The following is a 24,733-nucleotide window of genomic DNA, read 5'->3' on the forward strand; positions in this document are numbered from 1 at the left end:
TCTTTATTTTCAAAAGGACCTGCTCAATTAATCCCTAAAAATATAAAGTAATGTGAACCTGTTAAAACACATGTGTGACCTTGAATTCCCCCTCTTACTCAAAGGAGAGATTAATATGGGATTCTTTGGCGGCGGATTCGCCTTAGTCCTTGTGCTCTTTATATTATTAATCATAGTTGGAGCTTCTTGCTTCTGCTAAAAAACTATTAGAAAAGACCCTCTTATGGAGTGACCCCTGTCAAGTAGACAGTATTCAAAAAACACAATTAAGCAACCTGAGTTCTATATTTATATGGACTCAGGTTATTTAGTTTCTTTTGGAACCTGTGGTGATTATAAAAGTATATATATTTGCGCACAGCAAACTTAACCTCATCAGCTGTGCGGAAAGAGTATAGGTGAAAACACTCTGACTTAAAGTGACTGAAGAAGCTTTCTATACAAGCATTGTCCCAACAGTTCCCCTTTCTGGACATACTAGCCTTCATCTGATATTTTTTGAGTAGTTGAGTATATTGACGAGATGTGTACTGGAACCCCTGATCACTATGCAGGAGAATCCCTTTCACGTTTCGTTTTTTTCTTGCCTTTTTAAGTGTGTCTAGTACTAGTTTCAGGTCATTTCTACGGCTAATTTCATAGGCAACAATTTCATTGTTGTATAGGTCTTTAATAGCGGATAAGTACAATCTCTGTCCATTGAAAATCAAATAGGTAATATCTGTTACCCATTTTTCGTTTGGTTTGGAAGCTTGAAAATCCCTGTTCAGATGGTTATCTGAAATCACGTAAGCCTCTTTCTTCCCGTAATAAGGTCGTTTTCTCCTAATAATGGCTTTGATACCTAGTTCACCCATCAACCTTTGTATACGTTTGTGATTAAAATGAAGGTTATAAGTAGCTTTCAGCCAAACTTGTACTCTCCTGTATCCATAAATCCCTTTAAGTTTTTTATGACACTCCAATACCTTCTTTTTTATTTCGGTATCCTCCAATTGTTTTTCAGAAGGCATCAACTGTCGCTTTATCCATTTGTAGTACCCACCTCTAGTTACTCCAGCGATATCACATAGAATGGTAACTGCATAACCTTTTTCTGATAGCCCTTTGATGGCTTCAAACTTCTTCGTTTTTGGTACAGATTCCACTCCTCCTTTTACATCCCTAAGAGCTTTTTTAACATTTCATTCTCCGCTTCTAATCGTTTCATTTTAGCTTCTGGATCTTCTGGATTGGTTTTTGGTCTACCTATACCTGGACCTTTCGTTTTACCACGTTTTTCTTCTAGTCCTTTGATACCTTCAGCTTCAAAGTGTTTCACCCAACGTCTTACTACCGAGTGATCAATTCCTAATTCTTTAGCAACCGTTTTGTATCCCATTCCTTCTTTCAAGTATAAATCTACTGCTTTTTTCTTAAATTCTATATCATAAGTTACTCTAATTTTGCCCATAGAAAAATCCCCTCCATAGTAAACAGATTAATGTGCTTTCTTTTTACTGTCTACTATAAGGGGATCATATCATTATATGGGTGTCTTTTCTTTATGGAAATTTCTTAAATTACTTATATAAAAGCTAATGGACGAGTATTAATATTTATGAAGTAACTTTTATCTGCTAAGAAAGGGGCATCAGATTTATGAACAACCTTAATTTCCTTTGTGAGCAATTTGCTAAAATTTTTAATGGAAAGAGCAACATAAATCAGGGTGTTTGTTCTGTCTCCTTGCGTCGTAATATTAAAGTGTTTGTTCAAGGACGACCAAGCACCTCTGTGATACCGGTTGGGATATCTTTTGAATCGTTAGATCAAAATGGCAATGCGTTGAACTTAGGGGAAATCGCTATTTTACAAGAAGAAATTCCTTTATTTATACAATCAATTGTTCAACAAGGAATTATTGTTAGCGCCTTACATAATCATTGGTTATATATGAAACCATTGATTATGTATATTCATATCCAATCTGTTGAACCACCATTAAGTTTTGCAAAAAAATTGGCAAATTCCTTTTCTGTTTTAAGTAGTTATCCAATTACTGATAACGGAGGCTAATGTTAAGTAGATCATATTTATTCATTTCTAGATACATTGAATTCCGATAATGAGAATTATGTAAATGAGCTGTCCATATGGGCGGCTTATTATATTTTTTGCTTAGCTTGTTTTTTTCAAAAATGCTGGCTGTACCCCTTCAATAAAGACTCAGACACAAAAATAGGCCGTGGAGAAGACTTTCTCCACAGCCTGAGAAAAGACTTCTCTTAAGATAGAGAAGTCCTTTCCCTTCATTATTGATTAGAACTAGAAGATTGTGATTTTTTTGCCTCAGCTTGTGCATTCGCTTGTTTCACTGCATGCACATCCGTTTCAGTTGCAAATTCTGTACCATAACTAGCATTCGCACTTTGTGCACCTGAAGCTTGTGCTTTCTTTGCCTCAGCCTGTGCATTCGCTTGTTTTACTGCTTGTACATTTGTTTCAGTTGCGAATTCTGTACCATAGCTAGCATTTGTACTTTGGATGCTAGCGCCAGAAGTTGCCTTATTGTAACCTTGTTGTTTTTTGTTCACCTTTCTCACCTCCACAATCAATATTGTAGCCAATCCATTTAAAAGCTATCCTTAATTTTATTTTTAAACTTCCGTATATACGTCACTTTCAATAAGACCTTCTGGACCTTTAGGCATATATTTAAATGTTTTGCCTACGCGATTTAAATATTCAATATTTCGACAAAATTTTCATCGACTTACTAAAATAGTAGTCTATTTACACGTCTATCAAATAAAAAAGTTGGCAATTACTAAAGTGAAAAAAGCTCTTTCTTTTTGCTCATTCATTTTCGGGTTCAGTTCATTATATTTTCTACTTTGTCTTTATATACAACATATTCTTTTCCATCCACTACTGCTACCACCGCAAATTCATCTTTTGGATTAAATGAAAGCCAGTCAGCCCACATGCTTGTATTTGGTCCTCCACCCCACATATTATGAACCGTGTTTTTAGTTAAATTCATAACTTTATAAGACGCATTTGGTGCATTTGATCCAGTCTTTATTTCAAATGTATATGCGTTATGAATTTTTTTATAAAAGTAGGAAACGCTTGATGGACGAAGCTGATTCATAAAATCTTGTTCTTTTTTCTCTGCAATTTTTATCCCTTCTTGTAATGTGACAACATCTGTTCTTATTGTTTTCCAACTATCTTTTGCTGCATTCAAGTTAGGTGCTAAGAATTTATATCTATTTTGATCAGCTTTTTGATTAGCTGTATCAATATGTCCCAGTACGCCCGAATATTGAGAGTCTAAATCATCCCATTGCGTGGACATAAAAGTAAGAGCAGTAATAGCACTATCAATCGCACTATGCATATCACTAATATTATGAAACGCAACTCCTACTACACGATTTAATGTTATCTTATAATCTACATTCTGACGTAATTTTGCTAATTCCGGCTCTAGCCAGCCTAACTTACCTCTTGCATCACCTATCATTATCCCACCAGCAATCAATGTTGGGAGAAAGGGGATCTTTACCATGTCTAAGCCCTTAGATTCTATGTCTTTCTGATAGTTTATTTGCCCTAAAAGGTCCTCTAAACGCTTTTGATCATCCTCAACCGCAGCTCCTTGGTTTTTTAAAATAGACTGCAAGGTCTCTTTATGGCTTCCAAATACTCTAACATCTTCTCCAATAGCATTTTTAAATTTAGTTAATTCTTCTATTAATACTTTTGCAGACTTTTGATTTTGTTGAATTCCCCCCCGTAAATCTGTAATCCCTTTTTTTAAAGTATCTCCATTCCCAGTATTGATCGCCTCTACTAATGTTTCATAATGATTTTCAAATTTTGTATCGTATTCAATGATACCTGTCAATGTATCTAAAAGCTGTTTTTTTACTTTCGTATTCCATGAAACTGCATGTGCTCTTGCGTTGTTTTGATCTTGTACAATTTTACTAGGTAAATCTGCATACCCATTAATAGTAATTCCTTCAAAACTCACATCCGGATTATTCATTAACAAATAAGAATATTCATTCATAGATTTTACAAATACCCCAGCATCTTGCACAGTTTTTATCATCTGTTCTTCATTTGCTGAAAGAGACATATTTCCATTGTTAGTTTGTTCAATTTCACTTGCAAAAGCTGCTGCTGGTGTAACTGCATAAGTTGTTGTCATAGTTAAAAATGTCGATACAGCGAGTATTTTATAAGGGATTTTTTTCATCATTTTATACTTCTCCTATATAGGTTTTGATTTTTAATTCTATTCTTCTTTAAAAGCGACGTCTTTCAAATTTTTTGAAAATCTGTAATACAGTACGGTTATCTTGGTATCTGGGTACAAATTTTATAAAGACAAAAGGCGAAGTCATTAATGAGACTCCGCCTTTCTGGTGTATAAGGATTTATTAATTGTCGCATTACTATTTAACAACGTAATCATAGATTCTCTATGTTTTAGGTGACTTTGCAACAGAATTAATATTTCCTTATTTTTGCGGAGTAACAGGCTCCACTTTTAATTCTTTGATTCCTTCTTTTAAAGTGACCGCATCTGTGTGTAATGTTTTCCAACTGTCTTTCGCTGCATTCAAGTTAGGTTTTAAGAATTTAAATTTATTTTGATCCACTTTTTGAGATGCAGTTTCAATATGTCCAAGTACTCCCGAATATTGAGAATCTAAATCATGCCACTGCGTGGACATATAAGTAAGAGAATTAATAGCATCATCAAGCGCCTTATGCATTTCACTAATATTATTGTAAGCAACTCCAACTACACGATTTAATGTTACTTTATAATCTACAGTCTGACGTAATTGTGCTAATAAAGGCTCTAACTTGCCTAAATTATCTCTTGCTATACCCACTATAATACCGCCAATTAACGGTAGGCCCAAAATGGCACCCTTCATTACATCAAACCCATCAGATTCTAATTGTTTATAATAGTTTACTGATCCTAAAACTTCATCTAGACGCTTTTGATCAGCCTCAACATCTACACCTTGGTTTTTTAAAATCGACTGTAAGAGATCTTTATTGCTTCCAAATGCTCTAACATCTTGTCCAATAGAGTCTCTTAATTTAGTTAATTCTTCTATTAATTGTTGTGCATACTTTTGATTTTGTTGAATTTCACCTCGTAAATCTGTAATCCCTTCTTTTAAAGTATCTCCATCTCCTGTATTAATCGCATCTACCATTGTGTCATAATAATTGTCAAATGTTGTATCGTATTCAATAATACCCGTCAATGTATCTAAAAGCTGTTTTTTCACCTTCGTATCCCATGTAACAGCATGTGCCCTTGCATTCTTTTGATCTTGTACAATTCTACCAGGTAAATCTACATATCCATTAATAGTAATCCCTTCAAAGTTCACATCTGGATTTTTAATTAACATATAAGAATAAGCATTCATAGATTTTGCAAATAACCCAGCCTTTTGCAAAGTTTCTTTCATCTTCGCTTCATTTGCTGAAAGAGCCGTATCTGCATTGTTAGTTTGTTCAATTTCACTTGCAAAAGCTGCTACTGGTGAGACTATAGAAGTTGTTGTCATAGTTAAAAGAGCTGATGCAACGATTAGTTTGTACGGGATTTTTTTAATCATTTTATATTCCTCCAATATAGGCTATGATTTTTAGATTCTATTCTTGTTTAAAAGCAATATCTTTCGAAATGAATTCTGCATCTTTATGAATATCATTCCAACTTTGTTTAGCAGCCTTTAAATCATCAGGTATCAACGAGAGTTTATGCTCTTGCATTTGGTCGATATTATCATACAAATCTGTATAATCAGCCCCCATTTTATTCCATTGTTGTTGAATATTCGTTAGAGACAGTATCGCTTGATCCACTGTCTGATACAGATATGCCAAAGTGTCTTTCGCGTTAGTAAGCGAAATAACAGCTTGGCTAGCGAGATCAGCTTTTGTACTTAATTGTCCGATTTTGTTAGAAATTTCGTTATAGGAGTCCATATGCTTAGATGCCGTGACACCAGCTGCTGTTCCTAAACCAATTCCAGCTGCACCAAGAGCTGTAAGGCCACCAACAACAGCCGGTGTTGCTGTACCGCCAGTCACAACAATCACTACCGCTCCTGCAATAGCGCCAATAACTAAAATGACCGCTCCTAATCCACCGCCAATTGACCATGCTAATACATTGTCAAAATGTTCTTTCTGAGTAGAATGTAGCTTCTCAATTTCAGCTTGAAGTTGTGGAATTAGCGCTTGTTGACCCGCTAATAGTGCCGTTAATCCACCTTTTCCATCTGGGCCGCCTACATTATTTTTAAAATCTGTAGAATTTGTATATAGTTTTACTTTGAAGTCCTGTAACATCTTAATTACTTCTGTAACCTCTTTTGAATTTGTATTAATTGTAGTTATTAAATCATTTATACCCTCTTTTAAGCCTGCCTTATCTTTCTTTTGTACAGTATCTACTAATGTGTCGTAATAATTTTGAAATTGTTCATCGTAATTTACAATATTACGTGCTGTTTTTTGAATCTTTGGTTTCGCTGTATCTAACCAATAATTAGCATTGATTCGCGACAGTTCCTGATTAAGGTGAATGTTTTTGATTAATTCTCCTCCTTCTGAACCTAAATCAATATTGGATAGATTTACATTCGGTTGTTTAATCATTGTTTTTGCGTATAAATCCATTACAAGAATATGAGATCCTGTTTCAGCCAATGCTTTCTTCAGTCCCTCAGGCCCTAATGTATAATTCTCTACTTTTTGTTCTTGAGCGGTCTTTTCTTGTGCAAATGCATGAATAGTGTTACCGGTAGTAGCAGTTATAACCGTTGCCAGAGTAGCTAAAGTTAACACTTTAAATGGAAATTTTTTCATAACTATTCTCCTTCTCATTCTTTCGCTAGATTCTTATAATCTTTTTATATTTTCAAAAAACATAATATTAAAATTTATAGACCTGTTCTTCAAGGTAACTTATTACATTTTTTAATTGTCTTAATGTATCTTTTTGAGACTGCTGGTTAGTTGTATCAACATTAGTAGATAATTTTGTAATGCTATTTTTTATTAGACCCAAATCTTCCTTATAACGTTTTAGTAGGTCAAGTTCTACATCTACTTGATATGCAAAGGTATGTAAATCATTTTGCATAATAAGAAGCATTGATTTTTGTAAATCTGCTATTTTTAGGTTCTTAGTTAAATCATAAAATTTTTGGTTTTGTGTCTCTAAATCTGCTAAATGTGTTCGCTGTTCTGCTGTTAATTTATTTACTTCAGCGAAAGCACTATATGTTTTCTTAATTTTTTCAGGGTCAATAGCTTTCGTAAGGTCATACTCTTTTGTTTTTGCAACTGCAGCTGCAGCTATTTCAGCTTGTTTGCTTTTCTCAATTGCTTCACGGGCTTCTTTTTTGGCAGCTTCAATCTCTAGAGCAGATTTACCCTTTTCTTTCGCTTCTTGCTCTGCTTTTTTCTCTGCTTCTATAATAGAGTTGTTAATTTCTTTGCCTTTGTTATACGCTGCTACTGCAGTTTGAGCAGCAGGTTCAATGATATCTTTTGAAAGGTTATAGACTTCTTTGAATATAACAAACCCTTGTTCATTTAAAGCTCCTGGTAATAATGCTATTTGTTGTAAATCATTTTGAATTGATTTTTGGGTATTTTGTAATTCATTTTTTAGCTGATCTATTTTCCCTGTTCCGTCTGAACTTAGTACACCCTGTGCTTTTGCTACATCCATATCGAGATCTTGAAGTTTTTTATCCAGCTGTAATTTAAGATCTGTTAATTCATTAATCTGTCTTTGTACGTTTTCTTGATTCGTCATAGTCATATCTTGAAGAACCTCAAGTCTATCCAAAAACCCTTCTTTATCTTCTTTATTGTCTACAAACTCTTTTAATGCTGGGTAATAGTTATTAAATTTATATAAGTTGAATTAAAAGATTACAATCGAATGCATAATCGATCGATCACTTTTTCAGGTGTGCGATTTAATTCCTGAATAAAAGCCTGTACATTTTTTTGAATTTCATAAATCGATGAATAAAAAACATTATGAATGATGTCTGATTTGAGCCATTTCCATACCCCTTCAATTAAATTTAAATCGGGACTGTAGGGAGGTAAAAACACTAATTCTAAGCGATGACAGTGTTTCCTTAAAAGTGGTTGGATGAGCTTCGCATGATGAATACGCGCATTATCTAGAATAAGAGCTATTTTCCCGTTGGGATACAGTTCAAGTACATGCTGAAGAAAACGAAGAAATGCTTCGGCATCATACCGCTCCTCTTCTACACAAACTAACTCACCTGTTTCATAATTAAGTGTACCAATAAGTTTAACACCTTGGTGTTTCCCATAAGTAGGAATACTGCGTTGTTTTCCTTTTAAAAACCATGTATGCTGCAGTGCTTGGTAATCGCGGATCATGGACTCATCTTGAAACAGAAGATGGTCAATCTCCTCGTTTAAAAGTTTTTTTTTTATAGGCGGGGAAGGTAACTTCCCTAAACTCTTGTTGTTTCACCGGGTCTGCTTTCGCTAATGTATACGTCGGTTTTGTGTAACTAAGCCCTAAATCATGTAAAAGTCGAGACACCCCGCGAAGTGTGTAACTTACGTTCCATTCTCTTTTAATGAAAGAAGCGATAATGGATAAAGTCCAATTATGTTTAGCTGGAAATCCAACATCAACGGGTAGATGAGATGCAATCACTTGAACTAACTCCTGTTCTTGTTCAGGGGCTAATTTACGTGGTGCTCCTGTTGATTGTCCCATGAGTAAGCCATGCAATCCTTTTTCTTTGTAAGCATTCACATAATTATAGATTGTTTTTTCAGAACGACCAATCATGTTCATTATTTCTTTTATAGAAAAGCCTTGTACATAGAAATAGATCGTTTGATAACGTTCATACATTCGTTTCGTTTTAGTCGTTTTCATTGCTACAAGTAGGCTTTCTTTTTCGTTTTGGTGTACATGTGTCATTTTGCTCCGCTCCATTTGTCAATATATGTTACTTATTATATTTCGACAAACAGTAGCTGTAACCTTTTAATTCAACTTATATAGTTACAAACCCTTTACTTTTTGAATTTACTAGAATTAAATGTGGATAAAGTTCTGATGACCATTCCTTCATATCTTGCTTGATTAGAGATTGATTTGTATTTAAAGCTGGGACTTCTGCTAGCTGTACATTAGGGCTCATTAAACCTTGATCAATATATGTTTGGATTAATTTAGATTGTGCACCTAATTTTCGTAATGATGAGGAAATATCCATGCTTTCCTGTTGAGTTTCTGCATGAACGATTGGTGTTGCGAGAGTATTGATAGGAATAGTCGCCCCAGTTACAATTGATGTTATAAAAAATCCTGAAATTATTTTCTTTTTCATTCCGTACGCCCCTTTACTATTGTCTATTTACAATCTTACACATACATCTTGAACGACCTAGCGCTAGGCTCTTTTTGTCACATGCTCTAGGAAGGAGAAATCTTTCGAATAGAGTTTTAAACCTCGTTATTATTTACTTCTCATAGAAAGTAAGGATATTGTTTTCTTTTAATTCGAATATTAAATTTTTCGGAAGTAAATAGTAAAATTTCATCACCTATATTTGAATTAACTGCCCAATGATAAGTATAATATTCATTTTTCTCTTGAGTTGCTGCTACTGCTAACCCTGCCATGACCTTTTTGATAATAATTTCATAATATCTCTCCTAGTTTTGTCAACAGGGCCCTACAAGATTACAAAAGATGAATTTATACTGTACATTGCTTATACTTTTATTACGGAATAAAATCATTTTTGCTATGTAGAAACTTAAAACACTTTTTTCAAATGTTATACTTTCAAGATTCTAGCCCTTTTAAAAAGTGACATAATATTAAGACAATTAATTTCAACATAATATTACTTGCAACTTTACTGCACATTTATTAGTGCAATCTTCTCCCCCCTTGAGTGGTCATACCATTTACACCTTTATTAAAACATTAAATTTTTAATACGTAAATAGTAGAATTTTGTCGATTACATTCAATAATTTAACTATTAAGTATTAATACGAATGAAAATGTTATACTTATAAAATGATTTTTTAATTTTATTTAAGTAATTATAGCAGTTACAACTTGATATACTTAGTTAAAGGGAGTCGTTTTTAATATATATAAAATAACTCATATAATTTGAATTTTGTTTAATATAATTTAATCACACTCTGCATATCGATCCCCTTTATTTAGATATGCATCATTACATATTTCTCCATAGATAAAAACAACAAATAAACAATAAATACAAGACGGATAAATAACAAATAACAACAAATAGAAGACAAATAAGCAACAAATAACAACATTTCTAAAAAAAAACGTGTCGTTATTTGTTATTTTCCGTTATAAGAGGTATAACGTAATGTTAAGATTTAATAAATAATTGATTTGTTATTTAAGTCCCTACATTACAGTACATGTAAATCGATTTGGAAAGTAGCATATTGATTCAAATCGAAAACCACCCGAACTAGCATTGGATCTTTCATTCTCTTCAAAAAAAGTAGCTTTCACTTAAATAATGCATAATAAAAGCCGTAGGAGTATAACCTACGACTTTGTAAAGGAATCTCGATTTACTATAAAATATCCTCTAAAGGTTTATTCTTACGATTTAAACCTCCTGTAAAGCTTTCTGTTCACTTTGTAAGAATGAATCTAGTTTATCTATCAGTCGTCTAATATTTTCATTTTTGGTATACTTACTTGAATCATAGCCTTCATCCGGTTCTAAATAATAAATAAACCCTTTCATATCCTCTGGATAATTAAAATCACTATACAGGTTAGCTACATTCTCTAATAAAGTATCATAATCATTATTTTTTTCTCTCATAGACATTAAAATAGAGTACTTCCATTTTCGTTGCTCAATTTCACTATTCCAATGTATTGCTAAATCCATGACTATGCTTACTATTAATTCAATAGCTTTTTCTTTATCATATTTTCCCCATGTAAGTAAAATGTCCCTCGATTAATATTAGCCCTAGCTGTAATATCCTTAACCGTAATGGAATCAAACCCTTTGTTATTTATTAATTCAGTTAGTGCATTGCATCACGTATCGCCTCTTTAGTACGAGCTACGCGTAAATCAGCATATACACATTCCACTTTTTACCTCTTTAATTTTTTTAGACATATTTTTATATAATGTTCAGAATACAACAGATCAGCTATTTCTGTTTATTGAACACATAAGATACCCATACTATAATACCTCCTATTTTTTAACCAACACCATGTTGGTTAAAAAATAGGAGGTATAGAAATGAAAAACCAAGTATCACTAGTAGTTGAACATAAATTGAATGACGTAACACCAGAAATGATTGACTGGTGGTGGGATAATATTGATAACCCTGAACGATATAAACTATGGCACCCAGAAGAACATGTTGATTTTAAGTGGTTAGTTGACCCTAAAGTACATGGACACGTAGGAGCCATATCAGCTTCAATCGAATCTGCGGGGGATGGACTGGAATTCCCGCTAAGAATTAGATGGGAAGATCCTAAAGATTGCCCTATCAATATCCATTACAGCCATGTTTTAATGGGTTCATGTTTAGATGATGATGACGATGTCATTTCACAAGTAATACATCAATACGAACAATCTGATAACGGTACAGTAATGACTTCTACATTCATTTTCCCAAAAGGATTACCACCATTTATTAATCTAAGTGGTTTATATAAACACAATGTAGAAGAAATGAGCGAGTTCAGCAAATTTTTACCGAAACTTTTTGAAGAAAATTTGTAAGGCAAGTTAACAGCTTTACTTTTAATAAGTGAATAACTAGAAAACAAATCGGCCCCCAACATTTTAGATATGTCTACAATGTTGGGAGCCTTTCAATATCAAATCAATCACTTTCCACTTTACTTCATTCGGGTAATGTACTCTTCCCTTCAAATGAAAAACACCTCCGTTGAATTGACATACTTAGTATGCGAATTCAGGAGGTGTTTTTTTCATGTGCCATTATTCGAGTTCACTTCATTATAATGGCGTATTTTCTAATCAATTATTATTTTCTATTCTTTATTTCCTCTTCAATACTTGCCGCAAATACATCTAGCAAAACAACATCCGACTTCTCTTCCCCATATTTCCGTACATTTACTGCTGTGTTTTCCATTTCTTTATCCCCTATTACAAGAACATAAGGAACTTTTTGCATTTGTGCCTCTCTTATTTTATATCCTAACTTTTCATCTCGTACATCTCTTTCTACACGAACGCCAGCTTGTGCCAATTTATCTGCAACCTCTTCTACATATTGCACGTGCACTGCATTCGAAACTGGAATGACCTTCACTTGAACTGGTGCTACCCATGCCGGGAATGCGCCTCCAAAATGCTCAATTAATATCGCTAAGAAGCGATCTAAAGATCCTAAAACTGCCCTGTGAATGACAACCGGTCTTCTCTTTTCATTCTTCTCATCTATATAATTTAAATCGAATTTCTCTGGCATTTGGAAATCGAGCTGGATTGTTCCGCACTGGTGACTTCTATTTAAAGCATCTTTAATATGGAAATCAATTTTCGGTCCGTAAAATGCACCGTCACCTTCATTTAGTCGATATTTATAATTTAATGAATGTAACACATTTTCTAATGCTGCTTCTGCTTGCTCCCATAACTTATCATCACCCATTGAATCTTCTGGACGAGTAGAAAGTTCTACTTCATATTCGAATCCAAAAGTTTTATATACGTAATCAATTTGCGCCATTACTGATTTGATTTCATCTTCAATTTGTTCTGGAGTTACAAATAAATGAGCATCATCTTGGCAGAAAGTACGTACTCTTAATAATCCGTTTAACGCGCCACTAAATTCATGGCGATGTACTTGACCAAATTCACACATACGAATCGGTAATTCGCGATAAGAATGTAATTTGTTTTTAAACATAAGCATATGTCCTGGACAGTTCATCGGTTTTAATGCAAAACTTTTATTATCCACTTCTGAGAAATACATATTATCTTTATAATGTCCCCAGTGCCCTGACTTCTCCCATAATTCTTGGTTCATCATAAACGGAGTGCGTACTTCTTGATAATTGTACTCTTTTTGAATTTCTCTTAAAAACGCCTCTAATTCATTGCGAATAATTTGTCCTTTTGGTAAATAAAATGGCATTCCCGGAGCCTCTTCCGAAAACATAAATAATTCAAGTTCACTGCCTAATTTTCGATGATTTCTTTTTGCTGCTTCTTCAACGAAATGTAAATACTCTTCTAGTTCTTTTTGAGAAGAGAACGCAACACCATATATACGCTGAAGCACTTGGTTATTACTATCACCTCGCCAATATGCACCTGAAACGTGAGTTAATTGGAATGCTTTCAAATAGCCAGTTGACGGTAAATGTGGTCCTCTACATAAATCTACAAATTCACCTTGTTTATATAGTGTTACACTTTCCCCATTAGGGATTGCTTCTAAAAGTTCTAATTTCAAGTGATCGTTCATTTCTTTAAACAGTTTTTTTGCCTCTTCTCGTGAGACCTCTACTCGTTCTATCTTTACATTTTCATTTATAATCTTTTTCATTTCTTTTTCGATTTTCGGTAAGTCTTCTACGTTTATGCTACTTGGAAGATCCATATCATAATAAAATCCATTTTCAATAACAGGCCCTACACCCAGGTTTATGTCACCATACATTCTTTTTACAGCTTGCGCTAAAATATGTGCAGCGGAGTGTCTTGCAATTTCTACACCTTCATTGGAATCTATAGTAATGATTTCTACTTCCACATTTTCTTCAATGTTTCGGCGTAAATCAAAAAGTTGATTATTTACTTTTCCTGCAACTGCTTTCTTTTTTAAACTACTGCTAATAGATCCAGCAATTTCTTCTAAAGTAATACCTGTCACAAATTCTTTAACGCTACCATCTGGAAATTTAATTTCAATCATCTGTTCTTTCATTTTTCATCTCTCCATTTCATAATAAAAAGCACACTCATCCCTAAAATAGGGACGAGCGTACTTATACCCGTGGTTCCACCCAGATTCCCATCACAAAATGCAATGGCTTCTTTTACGGTAACGTCGTTTACACGGCACTAGATACTTAATTTCCCCAGTGCAGCTCTAAGGTGGTAAGTTATTTTTCTGCGTTAGGAAGTTCTCAGCTTTCCTTCCTTCTCTGTATAACCGGTTAAAATAACTCGTGTCCTTTTCTTCGCTTATTATAAAATTGAATGCAAAAAAGCATATTCATCCCTAAAAATTAGGGACGAATATGCTTATATTCGTGGTTCCACCCAGATTCCCATCACAAAATGCAATGGCTTCTTTTACGGTAACGTCGTTTACACGGCACTAGATACTTAATTTCCCCAGTGCAGCTCTAAGGTGGTAAGTTATTTTTCTGCGTTAGGAAGTTCTCAGCTTTCCTTCCTTCTCTGTATAACCGTTTAAAATAACTCGTGTCCTTTTCTTTGCTTTTATAAAACATCCATTTATTGTTATTTAATATATCTTATTCATTTTATTTTTGCAAGTGTTAAATAATATTATTTATTTAATTTAAAAAAGTGAAACCAAAAAATATGGATTCACTTCTCAATTTTACCAATCTTGTGGTTCGTAATTTAAATCTGAAAATAGACGTCTTTTCTCTTTCTTCGATAAATCTCTCCACTGTCCAACCGGTAAATTATTCAATTCAATATTCATAATTCTCGTACGTTTTAACGTATATACTTGATAACCTAAAGCTTCACACATGCGGCGAATTTGACGATTTAGCCCCTGTGTTAAAATAATTTTGAACTCATATTTTGATAACTGTGTAATCTCACAAGGAAGCGTTTTTGTATCTAAAATTTTAACACCTGCTGCCATTTTCTCTAAAAACTCCGGTGTAATCGGCTTATCTACTGAAACGATATATTCTTTCTCATGCTTGTTTTCAGCACGTAAAATCTCATTAACAATATCGCCATCATTCGTTAACAAAATTAAACCGTCTGAGTCTTTATCGAGACGCCCGATGTGATTAATTCGTAAAGGATGATTCACTAAATCGATAATATTACCTTTTACTGCTTTTTCACTTGTACATGTAATACCTACTGGTTTATTTAAAGCGATATACACATGGTCTCGAGCAATACGAAGTTGCTCTCCATTTACTCGTACGTCATCACCTGGATTTACTTGGTCACCAATTTTTGCAACCTTACCGTTAATAATTACTCTTCTCTCATTAATTAACTTATCTGCTCCACGTCGAGACGCTTTTCCAGCTTCACTAATAAATTTATTGATACGCAAGTTAGGCACATCCTTTTCATAAAAAATTTCAAGCTCACACTGCTTCTACCGAACAATACAAAAGGGTAAGCCTCCTATTATAACTTAAATATATTAACATGAAAGGGTATATGACGTCTTCACTTAATTACATGTTTATTAGAAAATAATTGGTCTTCTTTTCCTTTTCATCTCAAACTGTTTAGCAGTCAATAGATTAACCCTTAAATATATCATCATTTATTTACTTTTTTCATAGATAATATACAGATGTAAGTTTGAATAATAACGCCTGAATAACTCAGAATATGTGAAAAACAAAAAAAGAATCCTTTTGGAAATAATCAAAATGGATCCTTCTTCAGCTAAAATAATACTAGTTTTTATATACAATTGTTCAATAATTATAATCTTTGATAGAAAACATCGTTCAACAAACAAAATAATTTCGAAATCCTCTAATTTTTTATGCTTCAATATTTTCTTCACATACTCCAAAAAGAAGCCCTTGATTATCTATACAATAAGCAAAGTAACCCATATTAGGAATAGCAGTTTTAGGTACAACTACTTGTCCACCATTTTCAATGACTTTATTTATGTACTCATCAACTGAAGGTACTTCAATCGAATTAGTCGTCCTAGTAGCACCATCAGGTGATTTCATTAATCCACCATCAATACCAGGTCGATCGCTTTCCCCCGTTATAATGAACCAATAGTCATGTGATCCAGGCATTTTTTCAAACTTCCATCCAAAACTATTTGTATAAAATTGAATAGCTTCTTCAGGGTTTGGGACTTGCAATTCAAATCTTAAAACTCTACTCATTTAAATATCTCCCCCTCTTATTCTTGTACAAAGTAATCATACAAGAACAAACGTTCTATATCAATTTTTTCAAAACTAGCTACTTAAATATGTTCTAACTTAATTTAGAAGCGGCAACAGACCATTCTTCCTTCCGAATAACTCTCTTCCCATTTATATTTTCAACATACTCATTTACATTTGCTAACTGGTATAACGCAGGAAAAATTTCTTTCATATAACTTTCATGTGCTATTTCATCTTGCCAATACGTTAATACTATGTAACGATTTTCAGTCTTTAAAGACTTTCCTACAACTCCACCTAATATCCCTTTTGCATTTTCCATTCCTTTATTCCAAATTGTTTCTTGCGCATGTAAAAAGTATTTTTCTTTCCCTTCCCCCACATCGCAAATTGCAACTCTTACAAATGAACCTTGTGCAATTACGTCTTTCAAAGAAATTTCTGTTATATCATACAACGTTTGAAACATTTCAATATTGCAGGAAGTATATGTGCCTTCTTGATTACTATTAAAAAAAATTGTATCATGGGCGTCATTCATGAATGATTGATATGCATTTCTATCTTTCCATAAAGTATACACACATGCTTCATCTTCATTCCACCCACCAAATTGTCCATAGAATCCGTCTAAATACTGTAAATCACGCCATTTTTCTTGCGCATCAGAAAACAATTCCCTTTTCTCTTCTTCCACCTTGCAAAATATTGTTTTTAATAGCATTTCTATTCCCCCTTATGATATGATACGATCCATTTCCCACTTGCAATACTTTCTACTTTTCCGCCTACACTAACATTAATTTTACTCGCTACTTTTTCAGCTTGTATATGTATTAAAGAAGGCCTGTTTATTTCATATCCTTGTTCAACACGCATATCTACCTTTTCTGTTCCAAAATAACGATATTTTAGAAGATACGCTGCTAAACATTCGTTTGAGCTTCCTGTTGCCGTATCCTCTGGGATTCCATAGTAATCTGCAAAATTCATTTCTTTTGCTACTGTCTGCATTTCCTCACTGGAAACTTCCTAATTTTCCATAAACACTGCAAGTTGATTCCTGTATACTTACCTCGTGAGAAGACATATACAATATAAAAATCCAAATCCCTCACTCCTCTATTTTACTTCAATACCTATTGTTTACATAACAAAATTATGATGAATTAAAAACGGATATTCTTCAAATAATCCCCCGCTCTTTCTATCAACCAATTACCAAAGGTATCTAAAAACGATAAAATTTCTTCTATATCTTTTATAGGCTCAATTACATATTGTAATGCCTTCCTCATATTCTTTTTTTGCTCGGAAAAATGCTTACTAAATAGTGCATACGCTGGGTATAAGTCCCTGGAATAAAGCCCTTCTCTATCAATTGTTAATGCTAGACCGGCTCTGATTATTATTTTCATAATCCACCGACAGCAATCCTCTATATCATCCACGTCTTGATTATGAATTAACTCTTTGTGTGCTTGTTCAATTTGTTTCCGCAAATGAATGAGATGTTCATACGCTATCTCCTGACTTACTTTATATTTAGGTAAAAATAATTTTACGTCTTCACCCAATATACACACACTATGTGTTTGAATCATAAATCCTATAAAAGAAAAATCCTCTGAGTTTATTACTTCTTTTTCACTATAAAAACTTAACTCCACTCCTGATATACAAGTAAACTGCTGTGTAATTTGGACTTCTAGCTTCTTTCTCCAGCTTAAGTTTATTGCCTTAGGGTCCTTTTGAACTAAAATAATCATATCTACGTCTGCAATACCTTCTATTCCAATCCCTCTTGGAATAGAACCTCTTATATAAACACTATGCAAATCATCCCGTAACAATTGACAACAAGTATCCTTTATTTCTTGTATTACCTCCCAAAACACAGGCTGAATTTTATTCAAATGTGCATCATTTATAATAAATCCTTGATCATCCACAGGACAAAAACGCCCTATTTTTTTTATTCTTGGCAATTTATCAACTCATTCCCCTTCAAAATATTGTTTTACTCCCCATATTACATATATTATAATTCGAATAATTCAGAATTAAAAACAAAAAAATAGGACGTAAACACTCCTATAGGGTCGTTTACGTTCTATCTCTTTTATCATCATTCATTTTTCAAATACATAATAACTATTCTGTTCGGAATCATGTGATACAGTTATAACTTCATTATCCTGGTAAATATGTATTTCTGACATTGATATCAGAAATCCTTAAGCTACAGTAACTACAATAAAACTTACTAAAATAACTAATAGATATGTTAGTATTCGTAGGAGTGCACCACTTCAAGTTTAGATAAGTAACAGATAGTTCAAGATACTACGTTTAAATTGATAATCTACATAAAATCAGCATCCTTCAAATTATTCCGCATATCTTTCCATATGCTGTCTATATAACTTCCACCCATCCATTTCTTTCTTAAAAACTTCCATCGCTAAAACAGATGCTATTTTTTTATCCTGCAAATAAAACTCTACAATAGCAGATAATATCAGTTCGTTCTCCATTCTTAAACTATGTGTTAAGTCTTTATATTTCCAATAAGGATTTTGTCCTTCATAACTTTTTAATGTTTCAATATTATCTTCTTTATATGTATCGCCTCGGTATACCTCATAGTCTCTATCACTGTAATACCCAAAGTAACCTATAAAATCATTTGATACCCAACTATTTATTTTTTCAATATTACCAGCATTTAAATCTTTACGATATTCCTCTACCGCATGTAAAGCTTCGTTCCTCATAGAATATATCTCCTTATATTTTCTTATATCATTTTTATATTCTCTTCTATATAAAATTCCCCTTCATAATATCGTTCAAACTTCAATTTTTAATATATAAAAAGCCATAAACAAATTAGGAAAGCCTCATTGTTTATGACTCATTCTATTTACTTTTCAAATAAATAATAAGTAATCTCTCCCGGATAATGTAATACAGTTACTTTCCGATCCCCTTTTTTAAAACTAACAGTATGTCCGTTTTCCCCTAAGTTCTCCCATCCGGTTGCCTCCGTAATAGGCATAACACTTATATATTGATAATTCCCTTCATTATCATCATTAACATGTATTGCTGACATTGGTATTGGAAAATCTTCAATTTTGGATTCTTTGTTCATATATATGAGTGCAAGTAAACCAACTAATAACATAGCCGTTGCAATACTTGAAGCTCGTTTTTTTCTTTTCGTTCCCACTAAAAATCCCCTTTTCTTACATAATATCTTCATTATTTTAATAGTTTTAATTATTCATGTATAGAATAAACATAATTCGAATTATTTCTGTACTATACTCTTTGCCTTCGATAACATTATTGTTATATATTTTAATTATAAGTTTTTAGAATTTGGAGGATTTATATATTGAAGAAATTACTTTTAAACAAATGGCTGCTTTTGGTTTCTATTCTTAGTATTGCCAGCACTATTTTCTACACAACTAAAGCTCAAAAAAATGCTGAAAAAGCAACTGTAGAAACCGTTGATACCACAACTTTCCGAACTCAATTGCAACCTAAATTGAATGAATTAACTACTAATTATAATGACATAATTGAGAAAGATTGGTTGCCTGCCTGGGAAGAGATTAACACAAACGGAGATTCAGTAGATAAAAACAAACTATTAGTTACAATGAATACTGTTTCTAAACAATATGAAACAATTATTAAAGAAATAGACAATATGAAAAACGAAGAAAATATAACGGAACCACATATACAAAAGCAACTAGTCTATTTCACAACTGAATTTAAGGCCGCTTCTAATTTCATGAAAAATGCAGCAGATTTGATTATAGACGGATACAACAATTCTACTCCAACCAATGAAACAATTGAAAATACAAAGCATGCTTTAGGGCTTGCAGATCAACATATTGTAATCGCTTTGTCTACTTTAAATGAAATAAAAGATAAATTAGGAATATCAAAAAAATAAGTTTATTTACTATTTTAAAATAAAAAATGATTGCAATTCACTTATAGTGTATCTATAATGTGTTTATTGATTATAGATACTTATGATCAATGCATTTCGTTATTAATTTTATAATTCGGATGAACCATTCAGGAGAAGGTCTATTGATCTACCGACGGGGCAAAAAGTTGCTGAACCAACTTTGAAACTCTCAGGTCTTGTTTACAAGTAGAACTGCATGGGGACGAATCTCTGGAGAGACTCCCTCTCGCTTTTATATAGCGCGGAGGAAAACGAGCACCGAAGGAGCAAATCCGCTAATCTAGCGGATAATCTCTCAGGTAAAAGGACAGAGACAAGCGAAAGAAAATGCCGATTTGTATCGGTTTATTTTTCTATCCCTTGTTTCTCCAGAGACCATTTCATTTCCTTGAAGTGGTTTTTATTTTTTCTAAAAAAGGAGAATACAGATGGAGACAGTAAGTACAGTATTAGAACAAATTAATCAGTATGTGTGGGGGTTGCCAACTTTGTTGCTACTCGTTGGGACTGGTATTATTCTCACAGTGCGCTTAAAAGGTTTACAGTTTAGTAAACTAATATACGCTCACAAACTAGCTTTTAAAAAATCAGAGGATTCATCATCTTCTGGGGATATTAGTCACTTCCAAGCACTGATGACAGCTATGGCTGCAACGATTGGTATGGGAAATATAGCTGGTGTCGCAACTGCCGTGACAATCGGTGGACCCGGCGCAATCTTTTGGATGTGGATTACTGCTTTATTCGGAATGGCAACAAAGTATGCCGAAGCAATCCTTGCAGTGAAATACCGTGTTAGTAATGAAAATGGTGAATACTCCGGTGGACCAATGTATTATTTAGAACATGGTTTAGGGAAGAAGTGGCTAGCTGTTTTATTCGCCATATTTGGAACAACTGCTTCTTTCGGTATCGGTAATATGGTTCAATCTAATTCAGTTGCAGAGGCAATGCGAATCAACTTCTCTTTCCCTCCTGCATTAACTGGTATATTCATGTCATTCTTAATCGCTATTGTTATTTTAGGCGGTGTAAAAAAAATCGGGAAAGTGACGGGATATATCGTTCCTATTAAAGCTTTCTTTTATATAATTGCTGGCCTTATTATTATTTTCTATCACTTTGATCAAATTCCAGAGGCATTTTCACTTATTTTTTCTGGTGCATTTAATGGTACTGCAGCGGCTGGTGGTTTTATTGGCGCAACGGTTGCATCAGCTATTCAAATCGGAATGGCGCGCGGTGTATTTGCGAACGAAGCTGGTTTAGGTAGTGCTCCTATCGCAGCGGCTGCTGCCAAAACAGATTCACCTGCAAAACAAGCTTTAGTTTCTATGACTGGTACTTTTCTTGATACATTTATCGTATGTACAATTACAGGACTTGTATTAATTACAACAGGTGCATGGAAGTCAGGTAAAACTGGAGTTGAAGCTACAACACTTGCATTCCAATCTGTATTCGGCACCGCTGGTAGTATGATCTTTGGTATTGCCATTATTTTATTCGCCTACTCTACTATTTTAGGCTGGTCTTATTACGGTGAGAAATGCGTCGCTTATTTATTTGGAGAAGGTGCTGTTCGATATTATAAAGCAATTTTTATCGTTATGATTGCTATTGGGGCTAATTTAAAATTAGGTGTTGTATGGACATTTGCCGATATCGCGAATGGGCTTATGGCGATTCCGAACTTAATTGGTCTTATTGGGTTAAGTAGTGTCGTTGTCGCTGAAACAAATCGGTTTTTACAAGCAGAAAAATTGAAAGTATTAAATAAAAAACGTGCCAGTTAATTTATTTCTAAAAGGAATGACTCATAAAGTGAGATCATTCCTTTTTCTTTTTATGCCTCATCTTTATTGTATAAAACATACCATTTGCTTCTGAACTTCCGACTCTCTATCAGCTTTTGCAATTCCTTTTTCTTCAATAACATGTTTATTTATAGTTTTATATTTTACATACGTATAAAATTCCGTTTTAAATGGAAATGGTGTAACCCGAATCCTTTCTTCGTCCACCCATTCAGCTTGTATAAGTTTCCGCTCCTTGTTATTAAACATTTCTGTTCCTTCAAAACCATCTTTAAATAAATCAATTTCATCTTTCTTTTTTACACCAGGTTTATTCATACATACATATAATGAAAGCTCATCACAAAACTTTAATAGCCTATACTGTTTATCAAACATAGCATACTGTTCTTTTGTTAACGTTTTCAAAATTCTTTTTTGTCGATCCAATTCTCGTTTATAAAAAGACATCATCTCTTCATCTTCTTCATTTAGCGGAAATGATAAAAAGTGTTTACTACAAAGCAATGCCCCGTATGGATTTGAAACTTCAATTTCATTCAAACCGATTGTATAGAATACAAAGCGTAGTGAGCTTGGACAATCCATAAATGTATATGGAACATTTTTAGCATCGTTCAAAATCGGGATTTTATCTAACCCTATCCAGCCTCTATCATGCTCATATATAGCATCAATTGTCTCTTTTAAGTATGTTTTATCTTCAAAAAAATCTTCTTTTATATACCTTGCAATCTCTCCAGCTAAAAAACCATGATCATGTTGACGAATTAATATACTTTTTTTCTCATTCTTTTCACGAAAAATCATCCGTATACTCCCCCTCACCTTCATAATATAGCTTTTGGTATACATCAATTCTTAATAAATCCCTTTTAATTAGCAGGGATTCAGCTTCTTTCAACGAAATTAACATAACTATACAGCATTCTTTCTAATCACAAAGATAGCTTTATCTGTACTAACCATTATACTAAAACATTCATTCTAAAAATTTTTTTATGAGGTGAAAACATGAACAAAACAGAACTAATTAAAAACGTAGCACAGTCAGCTGATATTTCTCAAAAGGAAGCTTCTGCAGCTGTACAATCCGTATTTGACACAATTGCTACTGCATTACAATCTGGCGATAAAGTTCAATTGATCGGTTTTGGAACTTTTGAAGTACGTGAAAGATCTGCTCGTACAGGGCGTAATCCGCAAACTGGAGAAGAAATTCAGATTGCTGCTGGTAAAGTTCCAGCATTTAAAGCAGGAAAAGAATTAAAAGAAGCTGTTAAATAAACAAGAAACCAGCCATTTTATAGGCTGGTTTCTTGTCTATTTCTTATTTAAGCAGTTTCTTTATATTTTCTGCATGATACACTTCACAAATATAAAATACACATTTGCAGTTACTTACAATTTGATATTTTCTAGTTGGATAAACATTCGCCGCAACAGAACATCCATCAAACAACTCGATAATATTTCCGGATGGCTGATATCCTTCGTATAATACATTTCTTCTTACTTCCATCTTTTCTATAAGCTTTTCAACTGGAATATTCCCATTCTCTAATTCTTGCTTTATAGTATGTGGTAAAAATGAAGTGTCCGCAAAAATTAGATTTTCAGATAACACCTTACCTTTATAACTAACATTAGATACGCGGTACAGAAATGTTCCGTTTTTATCAAAGAAATTCTTCGCTTCTTTCGGAATGTACTGTCTATCAAGTACCTCTTGTTCGAGAACATCAAACTGAACTGTATCATTCAAAAGCTTTTCTAAAGCATGAATAGATGATGTATCTCCAGAAAATAAAACATTTTTAATTGCTTGTACATTATAAGTAAATTCGTTTTTTCTATTTTCCGCCACTAACATGAGGAACACCTCTTCTATAAAATATTTTATTAAACTTATTTATAATTTAAAAGCGATACCGCGTCTAACTGCGTAATTTCAGTTACTTCTTTACTAAATATTGCAATTGCAGCCATATAACCCACACTTGGCCTTACATCTTCCATCATTGTATTTTCTGATAACTCTTGTCTATCCTTAAAAATTAATAATTTTGGAAGATCATTTGGAGCTGATACTGTAATATCTACTGGTGGAATCAATAGTCCTTCACCTGTCGCTTTCAGTACTGCTTCTTTTCGAGTCCAATATGTTAAAAAACCTTCTATTTTTTGTTCATTAGGTAATTTCATAATTTGTGCTATTTCAATGTCTGTTAATACACCCTCTGCCATTTTCATAACATCTACATTTGGATTCATTTGTTCAACATCAACACCGACAGATGCAGATTTTGTAAATGCAACGACAACCCACTCACCCGAATGTGAAACGGATAATTGTGGCATCCCTTCTGGTAATTGCGGTCTACCATGTTGTAACTTACATACCGGGCACATTCGATCAATCGGCACTTGAACTGGCGACATAGAAAGTATCTTTCCAAGAACTAACCTACTAATTACACAACCTACTATAAAACGTGCACGATCTGCCGAATGATAATATGAATTTGCTTTCTCTCTCTCTACATCATTTAGCAAATTGTAATGCCATGATTGCAAATCTGAAATTCTTGCCCACCATATTTGACAATCATTCTCATTCAAAGTTGGTACAGAATCTACAACTTCACTCTCTATCATGTAAACTCTCTCCTTTTAAAT

The 24,733-nt window shown here is 33.4% G+C and carries 24 protein-coding genes, 4 pseudogenes, 1 riboswitch and 2 other annotated features; of the genes and pseudogenes, 6 read left to right on the top strand and 22 right to left on the bottom strand.

The genetic code is table 11. The features are described from left to right. Positions 1–115 precede the first annotated feature (115 nt). Positions 116–199 carry a YjcZ family sporulation protein gene (locus ACP6L7_RS00515; protein WP_097831164.1) on the top strand — a complete coding sequence of 28 codons (84 nt, stop codon included), beginning with the start codon at positions 116–118 and terminating at the stop codon, positions 197–199. 67 nt (positions 200–266) lie between these two features. Here the strand turns inward: ACP6L7_RS00515 and ACP6L7_RS00520 are convergent, their stop codons facing one another. After that, positions 267–1,148: an IS3 family transposase gene (locus ACP6L7_RS00520; RefSeq protein WP_430528867.1), complete on the bottom strand. Its 882-nt coding sequence runs from the start codon at positions 1,146–1,148 to the stop codon at positions 267–269. A gap of 8 nt (positions 1,149–1,156) precedes the next feature. Next, complete coding sequence (locus ACP6L7_RS00525) at positions 1,157–1,453, bottom strand: transposase (RefSeq protein WP_000516528.1); 297 nt, start codon at positions 1,451–1,453, stop codon at positions 1,157–1,159. Positions 1,454–1,641: 188 nt separating this feature from the next. On the opposite strand from ACP6L7_RS00525, the gene ACP6L7_RS00530 reads away from it, so the two are divergent. Continuing rightward, positions 1,642–2,058 (top strand): DUF1259 domain-containing protein, encoded by a 417-nt coding sequence (locus ACP6L7_RS00530; RefSeq protein WP_071745563.1) that lies wholly within the window; start codon positions 1,642–1,644, stop codon positions 2,056–2,058. 236 nt (positions 2,059–2,294) lie between these two features. On the opposite strand, the gene ACP6L7_RS00535 is transcribed toward ACP6L7_RS00530, so the two are convergent. The 9 genes and pseudogenes from ACP6L7_RS00535 to ACP6L7_RS00575 all read right to left on the bottom strand — a co-directional run. Then, positions 2,295–2,576: a gamma-type small acid-soluble spore protein gene (locus tag ACP6L7_RS00535; protein ID WP_071745562.1), complete on the bottom strand. Its 282-nt coding sequence runs from the start codon at positions 2,574–2,576 to the stop codon at positions 2,295–2,297. A 278-nt stretch (positions 2,577–2,854) separates the two neighbouring features. Continuing rightward, positions 2,855–4,255 carry a hemolysin BL regulatory component HblB gene (gene hblB / locus ACP6L7_RS00540; protein ID WP_097833329.1) on the bottom strand — a complete coding sequence of 467 codons (1,401 nt, stop codon included), beginning with the start codon at positions 4,253–4,255 and terminating at the stop codon, positions 2,855–2,857. A gap of 262 nt (positions 4,256–4,517) precedes the next feature. Then, positions 4,518–5,645 carry a hemolysin BL binding component B gene (gene hblA / locus ACP6L7_RS00545; protein ID WP_097833328.1) on the bottom strand — a complete coding sequence of 376 codons (1,128 nt, stop codon included), beginning with the start codon at positions 5,643–5,645 and terminating at the stop codon, positions 4,518–4,520. 37 nt (positions 5,646–5,682) lie between these two features. Next, positions 5,683–6,903 (bottom strand): hemolysin BL lytic component L1, encoded by a 1,221-nt coding sequence (hblD, locus tag ACP6L7_RS00550; RefSeq protein ID WP_097833327.1) that lies wholly within the window; start codon positions 6,901–6,903, stop codon positions 5,683–5,685. Between the two features lie 67 nt (positions 6,904–6,970). Then, positions 6,971–7,960, bottom strand: a pseudogene (locus tag ACP6L7_RS00555) (HBL/NHE enterotoxin family protein); the annotation flags it as partial. Between the two features lie 20 nt (positions 7,961–7,980). Then, positions 7,981–9,028 (bottom strand): annotated as a pseudogene (locus tag ACP6L7_RS00560) (IS630 family transposase). 82 nt (positions 9,029–9,110) lie between these two features. Further along, positions 9,111–9,440, bottom strand: a pseudogene (locus ACP6L7_RS00565) (HBL/NHE enterotoxin family protein); the annotation flags it as partial. Between the two features lie 1,282 nt (positions 9,441–10,722). Next, the gene (locus tag ACP6L7_RS00570; protein ID WP_071745557.1) at positions 10,723–11,013 is read right to left on the bottom strand and encodes a DUF2247 family protein; all 291 of its coding nucleotides are present in this window, start codon (positions 11,011–11,013) and stop codon (positions 10,723–10,725) included. A 50-nt stretch (positions 11,014–11,063) separates the two neighbouring features. Beyond that, positions 11,064–11,224: pseudogene (locus ACP6L7_RS00575) on the bottom strand (TetR/AcrR family transcriptional regulator); the annotation flags it as partial. Positions 11,225–11,381: 157 nt separating this feature from the next. Between ACP6L7_RS00575 and ACP6L7_RS00580 the strand changes: the two are divergent. Next, positions 11,382–11,879: a DAPG hydrolase family protein gene (locus tag ACP6L7_RS00580; protein ID WP_097833325.1), complete on the top strand. Its 498-nt coding sequence runs from the start codon at positions 11,382–11,384 to the stop codon at positions 11,877–11,879. Positions 11,880–12,147: 268 nt separating this feature from the next. Here ACP6L7_RS00580 and thrS read toward each other — a convergent pair whose 3' ends face one another. The 8 genes from thrS to ACP6L7_RS00620 form a co-directional block, all read right to left on the bottom strand. After that, the gene (gene thrS, locus ACP6L7_RS00585) at positions 12,148–14,067 is read right to left on the bottom strand and encodes a threonine--tRNA ligase (protein ID WP_097833324.1); all 1,920 of its coding nucleotides are present in this window, start codon (positions 14,065–14,067) and stop codon (positions 12,148–12,150) included. 44 nt (positions 14,068–14,111) lie between these two features. Beyond that, positions 14,112–14,333: a binding site (T-box leader), on the bottom strand. A gap of 37 nt (positions 14,334–14,370) precedes the next feature. After that, positions 14,371–14,592, bottom strand: a binding site (T-box leader). Positions 14,593–14,712: 120 nt separating this feature from the next. Continuing rightward, positions 14,713–15,420 carry a pseudouridine synthase gene (locus ACP6L7_RS00590; RefSeq protein WP_001222156.1) on the bottom strand — a complete coding sequence of 236 codons (708 nt, stop codon included), beginning with the start codon at positions 15,418–15,420 and terminating at the stop codon, positions 14,713–14,715. Positions 15,421–15,865: 445 nt separating this feature from the next. Then, entirely contained in the window at positions 15,866–16,231 is a 366-nt protein-coding gene (locus tag ACP6L7_RS00595) for a VOC family protein (protein ID WP_097832036.1), read from the bottom strand. 94 nt (positions 16,232–16,325) lie between these two features. Beyond that, complete coding sequence (locus ACP6L7_RS00600; RefSeq protein ID WP_097832035.1) at positions 16,326–16,961, bottom strand: YdbC family protein; 636 nt, start codon at positions 16,959–16,961, stop codon at positions 16,326–16,328. Between the two features lie 2 nt (positions 16,962–16,963). Continuing rightward, a complete protein-coding gene (locus ACP6L7_RS00605) occupies positions 16,964–17,251 on the bottom strand; it encodes a PhzF family phenazine biosynthesis protein (RefSeq protein ID WP_240523219.1) in 288 nt (95 codons plus the stop codon). Between the two features lie 155 nt (positions 17,252–17,406). Continuing rightward, a complete protein-coding gene (locus ACP6L7_RS00610; RefSeq protein ID WP_097832034.1) occupies positions 17,407–18,225 on the bottom strand; it encodes a nucleotidyltransferase in 819 nt (272 codons plus the stop codon). A gap of 402 nt (positions 18,226–18,627) precedes the next feature. Next, on the bottom strand, positions 18,628–19,014 hold the full coding sequence (locus tag ACP6L7_RS00615) for a DUF4440 domain-containing protein (protein WP_071771422.1): 387 nt from the start codon (positions 19,012–19,014) through the stop codon (positions 18,628–18,630). Positions 19,015–19,163: 149 nt separating this feature from the next. Then, positions 19,164–19,508 carry a hypothetical protein gene (locus ACP6L7_RS00620; RefSeq protein WP_170961038.1) on the bottom strand — a complete coding sequence of 115 codons (345 nt, stop codon included), beginning with the start codon at positions 19,506–19,508 and terminating at the stop codon, positions 19,164–19,166. 132 nt (positions 19,509–19,640) lie between these two features. Here ACP6L7_RS00620 and ACP6L7_RS00625 point away from each other — a divergent pair, with 132 nt between their 5' ends. Then, positions 19,641–20,216, top strand: a complete 576-nt coding sequence (locus ACP6L7_RS00625) for a hypothetical protein (protein WP_097832033.1) — start codon at positions 19,641–19,643, stop codon at positions 20,214–20,216. A gap of 221 nt (positions 20,217–20,437) precedes the next feature. Beyond that, positions 20,438–20,558: riboswitch (glycine riboswitch) on the top strand. A gap of 107 nt (positions 20,559–20,665) precedes the next feature. Further along, the gene (locus ACP6L7_RS00630) at positions 20,666–22,033 is read left to right on the top strand and encodes an alanine/glycine:cation symporter family protein (RefSeq protein WP_430528871.1); all 1,368 of its coding nucleotides are present in this window, start codon (positions 20,666–20,668) and stop codon (positions 22,031–22,033) included. A 63-nt stretch (positions 22,034–22,096) separates the two neighbouring features. Here ACP6L7_RS00630 and ACP6L7_RS00635 read toward each other — a convergent pair whose 3' ends face one another. Then, positions 22,097–22,864: a DUF3891 family protein gene (locus ACP6L7_RS00635; protein WP_097832031.1), complete on the bottom strand. Its 768-nt coding sequence runs from the start codon at positions 22,862–22,864 to the stop codon at positions 22,097–22,099. A 204-nt stretch (positions 22,865–23,068) separates the two neighbouring features. Here ACP6L7_RS00635 and ACP6L7_RS00640 point away from each other — a divergent pair, with 204 nt between their 5' ends. Then, entirely contained in the window at positions 23,069–23,341 is a 273-nt protein-coding gene (locus ACP6L7_RS00640; protein ID WP_002157910.1) for an HU family DNA-binding protein, read from the top strand. A gap of 43 nt (positions 23,342–23,384) precedes the next feature. Here the strand turns inward: ACP6L7_RS00640 and ACP6L7_RS00645 are convergent, their stop codons facing one another. Together ACP6L7_RS00645 and sfp are read right to left on the bottom strand one after the other, a co-directional pair. Continuing rightward, a complete protein-coding gene (locus ACP6L7_RS00645; protein ID WP_097832030.1) occupies positions 23,385–23,927 on the bottom strand; it encodes a cold-shock protein in 543 nt (180 codons plus the stop codon). Between the two features lie 35 nt (positions 23,928–23,962). After that, on the bottom strand, positions 23,963–24,712 hold the full coding sequence (sfp, locus tag ACP6L7_RS00650) for a 4'-phosphopantetheinyl transferase Sfp (protein ID WP_097832029.1): 750 nt from the start codon (positions 24,710–24,712) through the stop codon (positions 23,963–23,965). Positions 24,713–24,733: the final 21 nt, after the last annotated feature.

This window comes from Bacillus silvicola (assembly GCF_050524305.1).
GTDB classification, from domain to species: domain Bacteria; phylum Bacillota; class Bacilli; order Bacillales; family Bacillaceae_G; genus Bacillus_A; species Bacillus_A cereus_AT.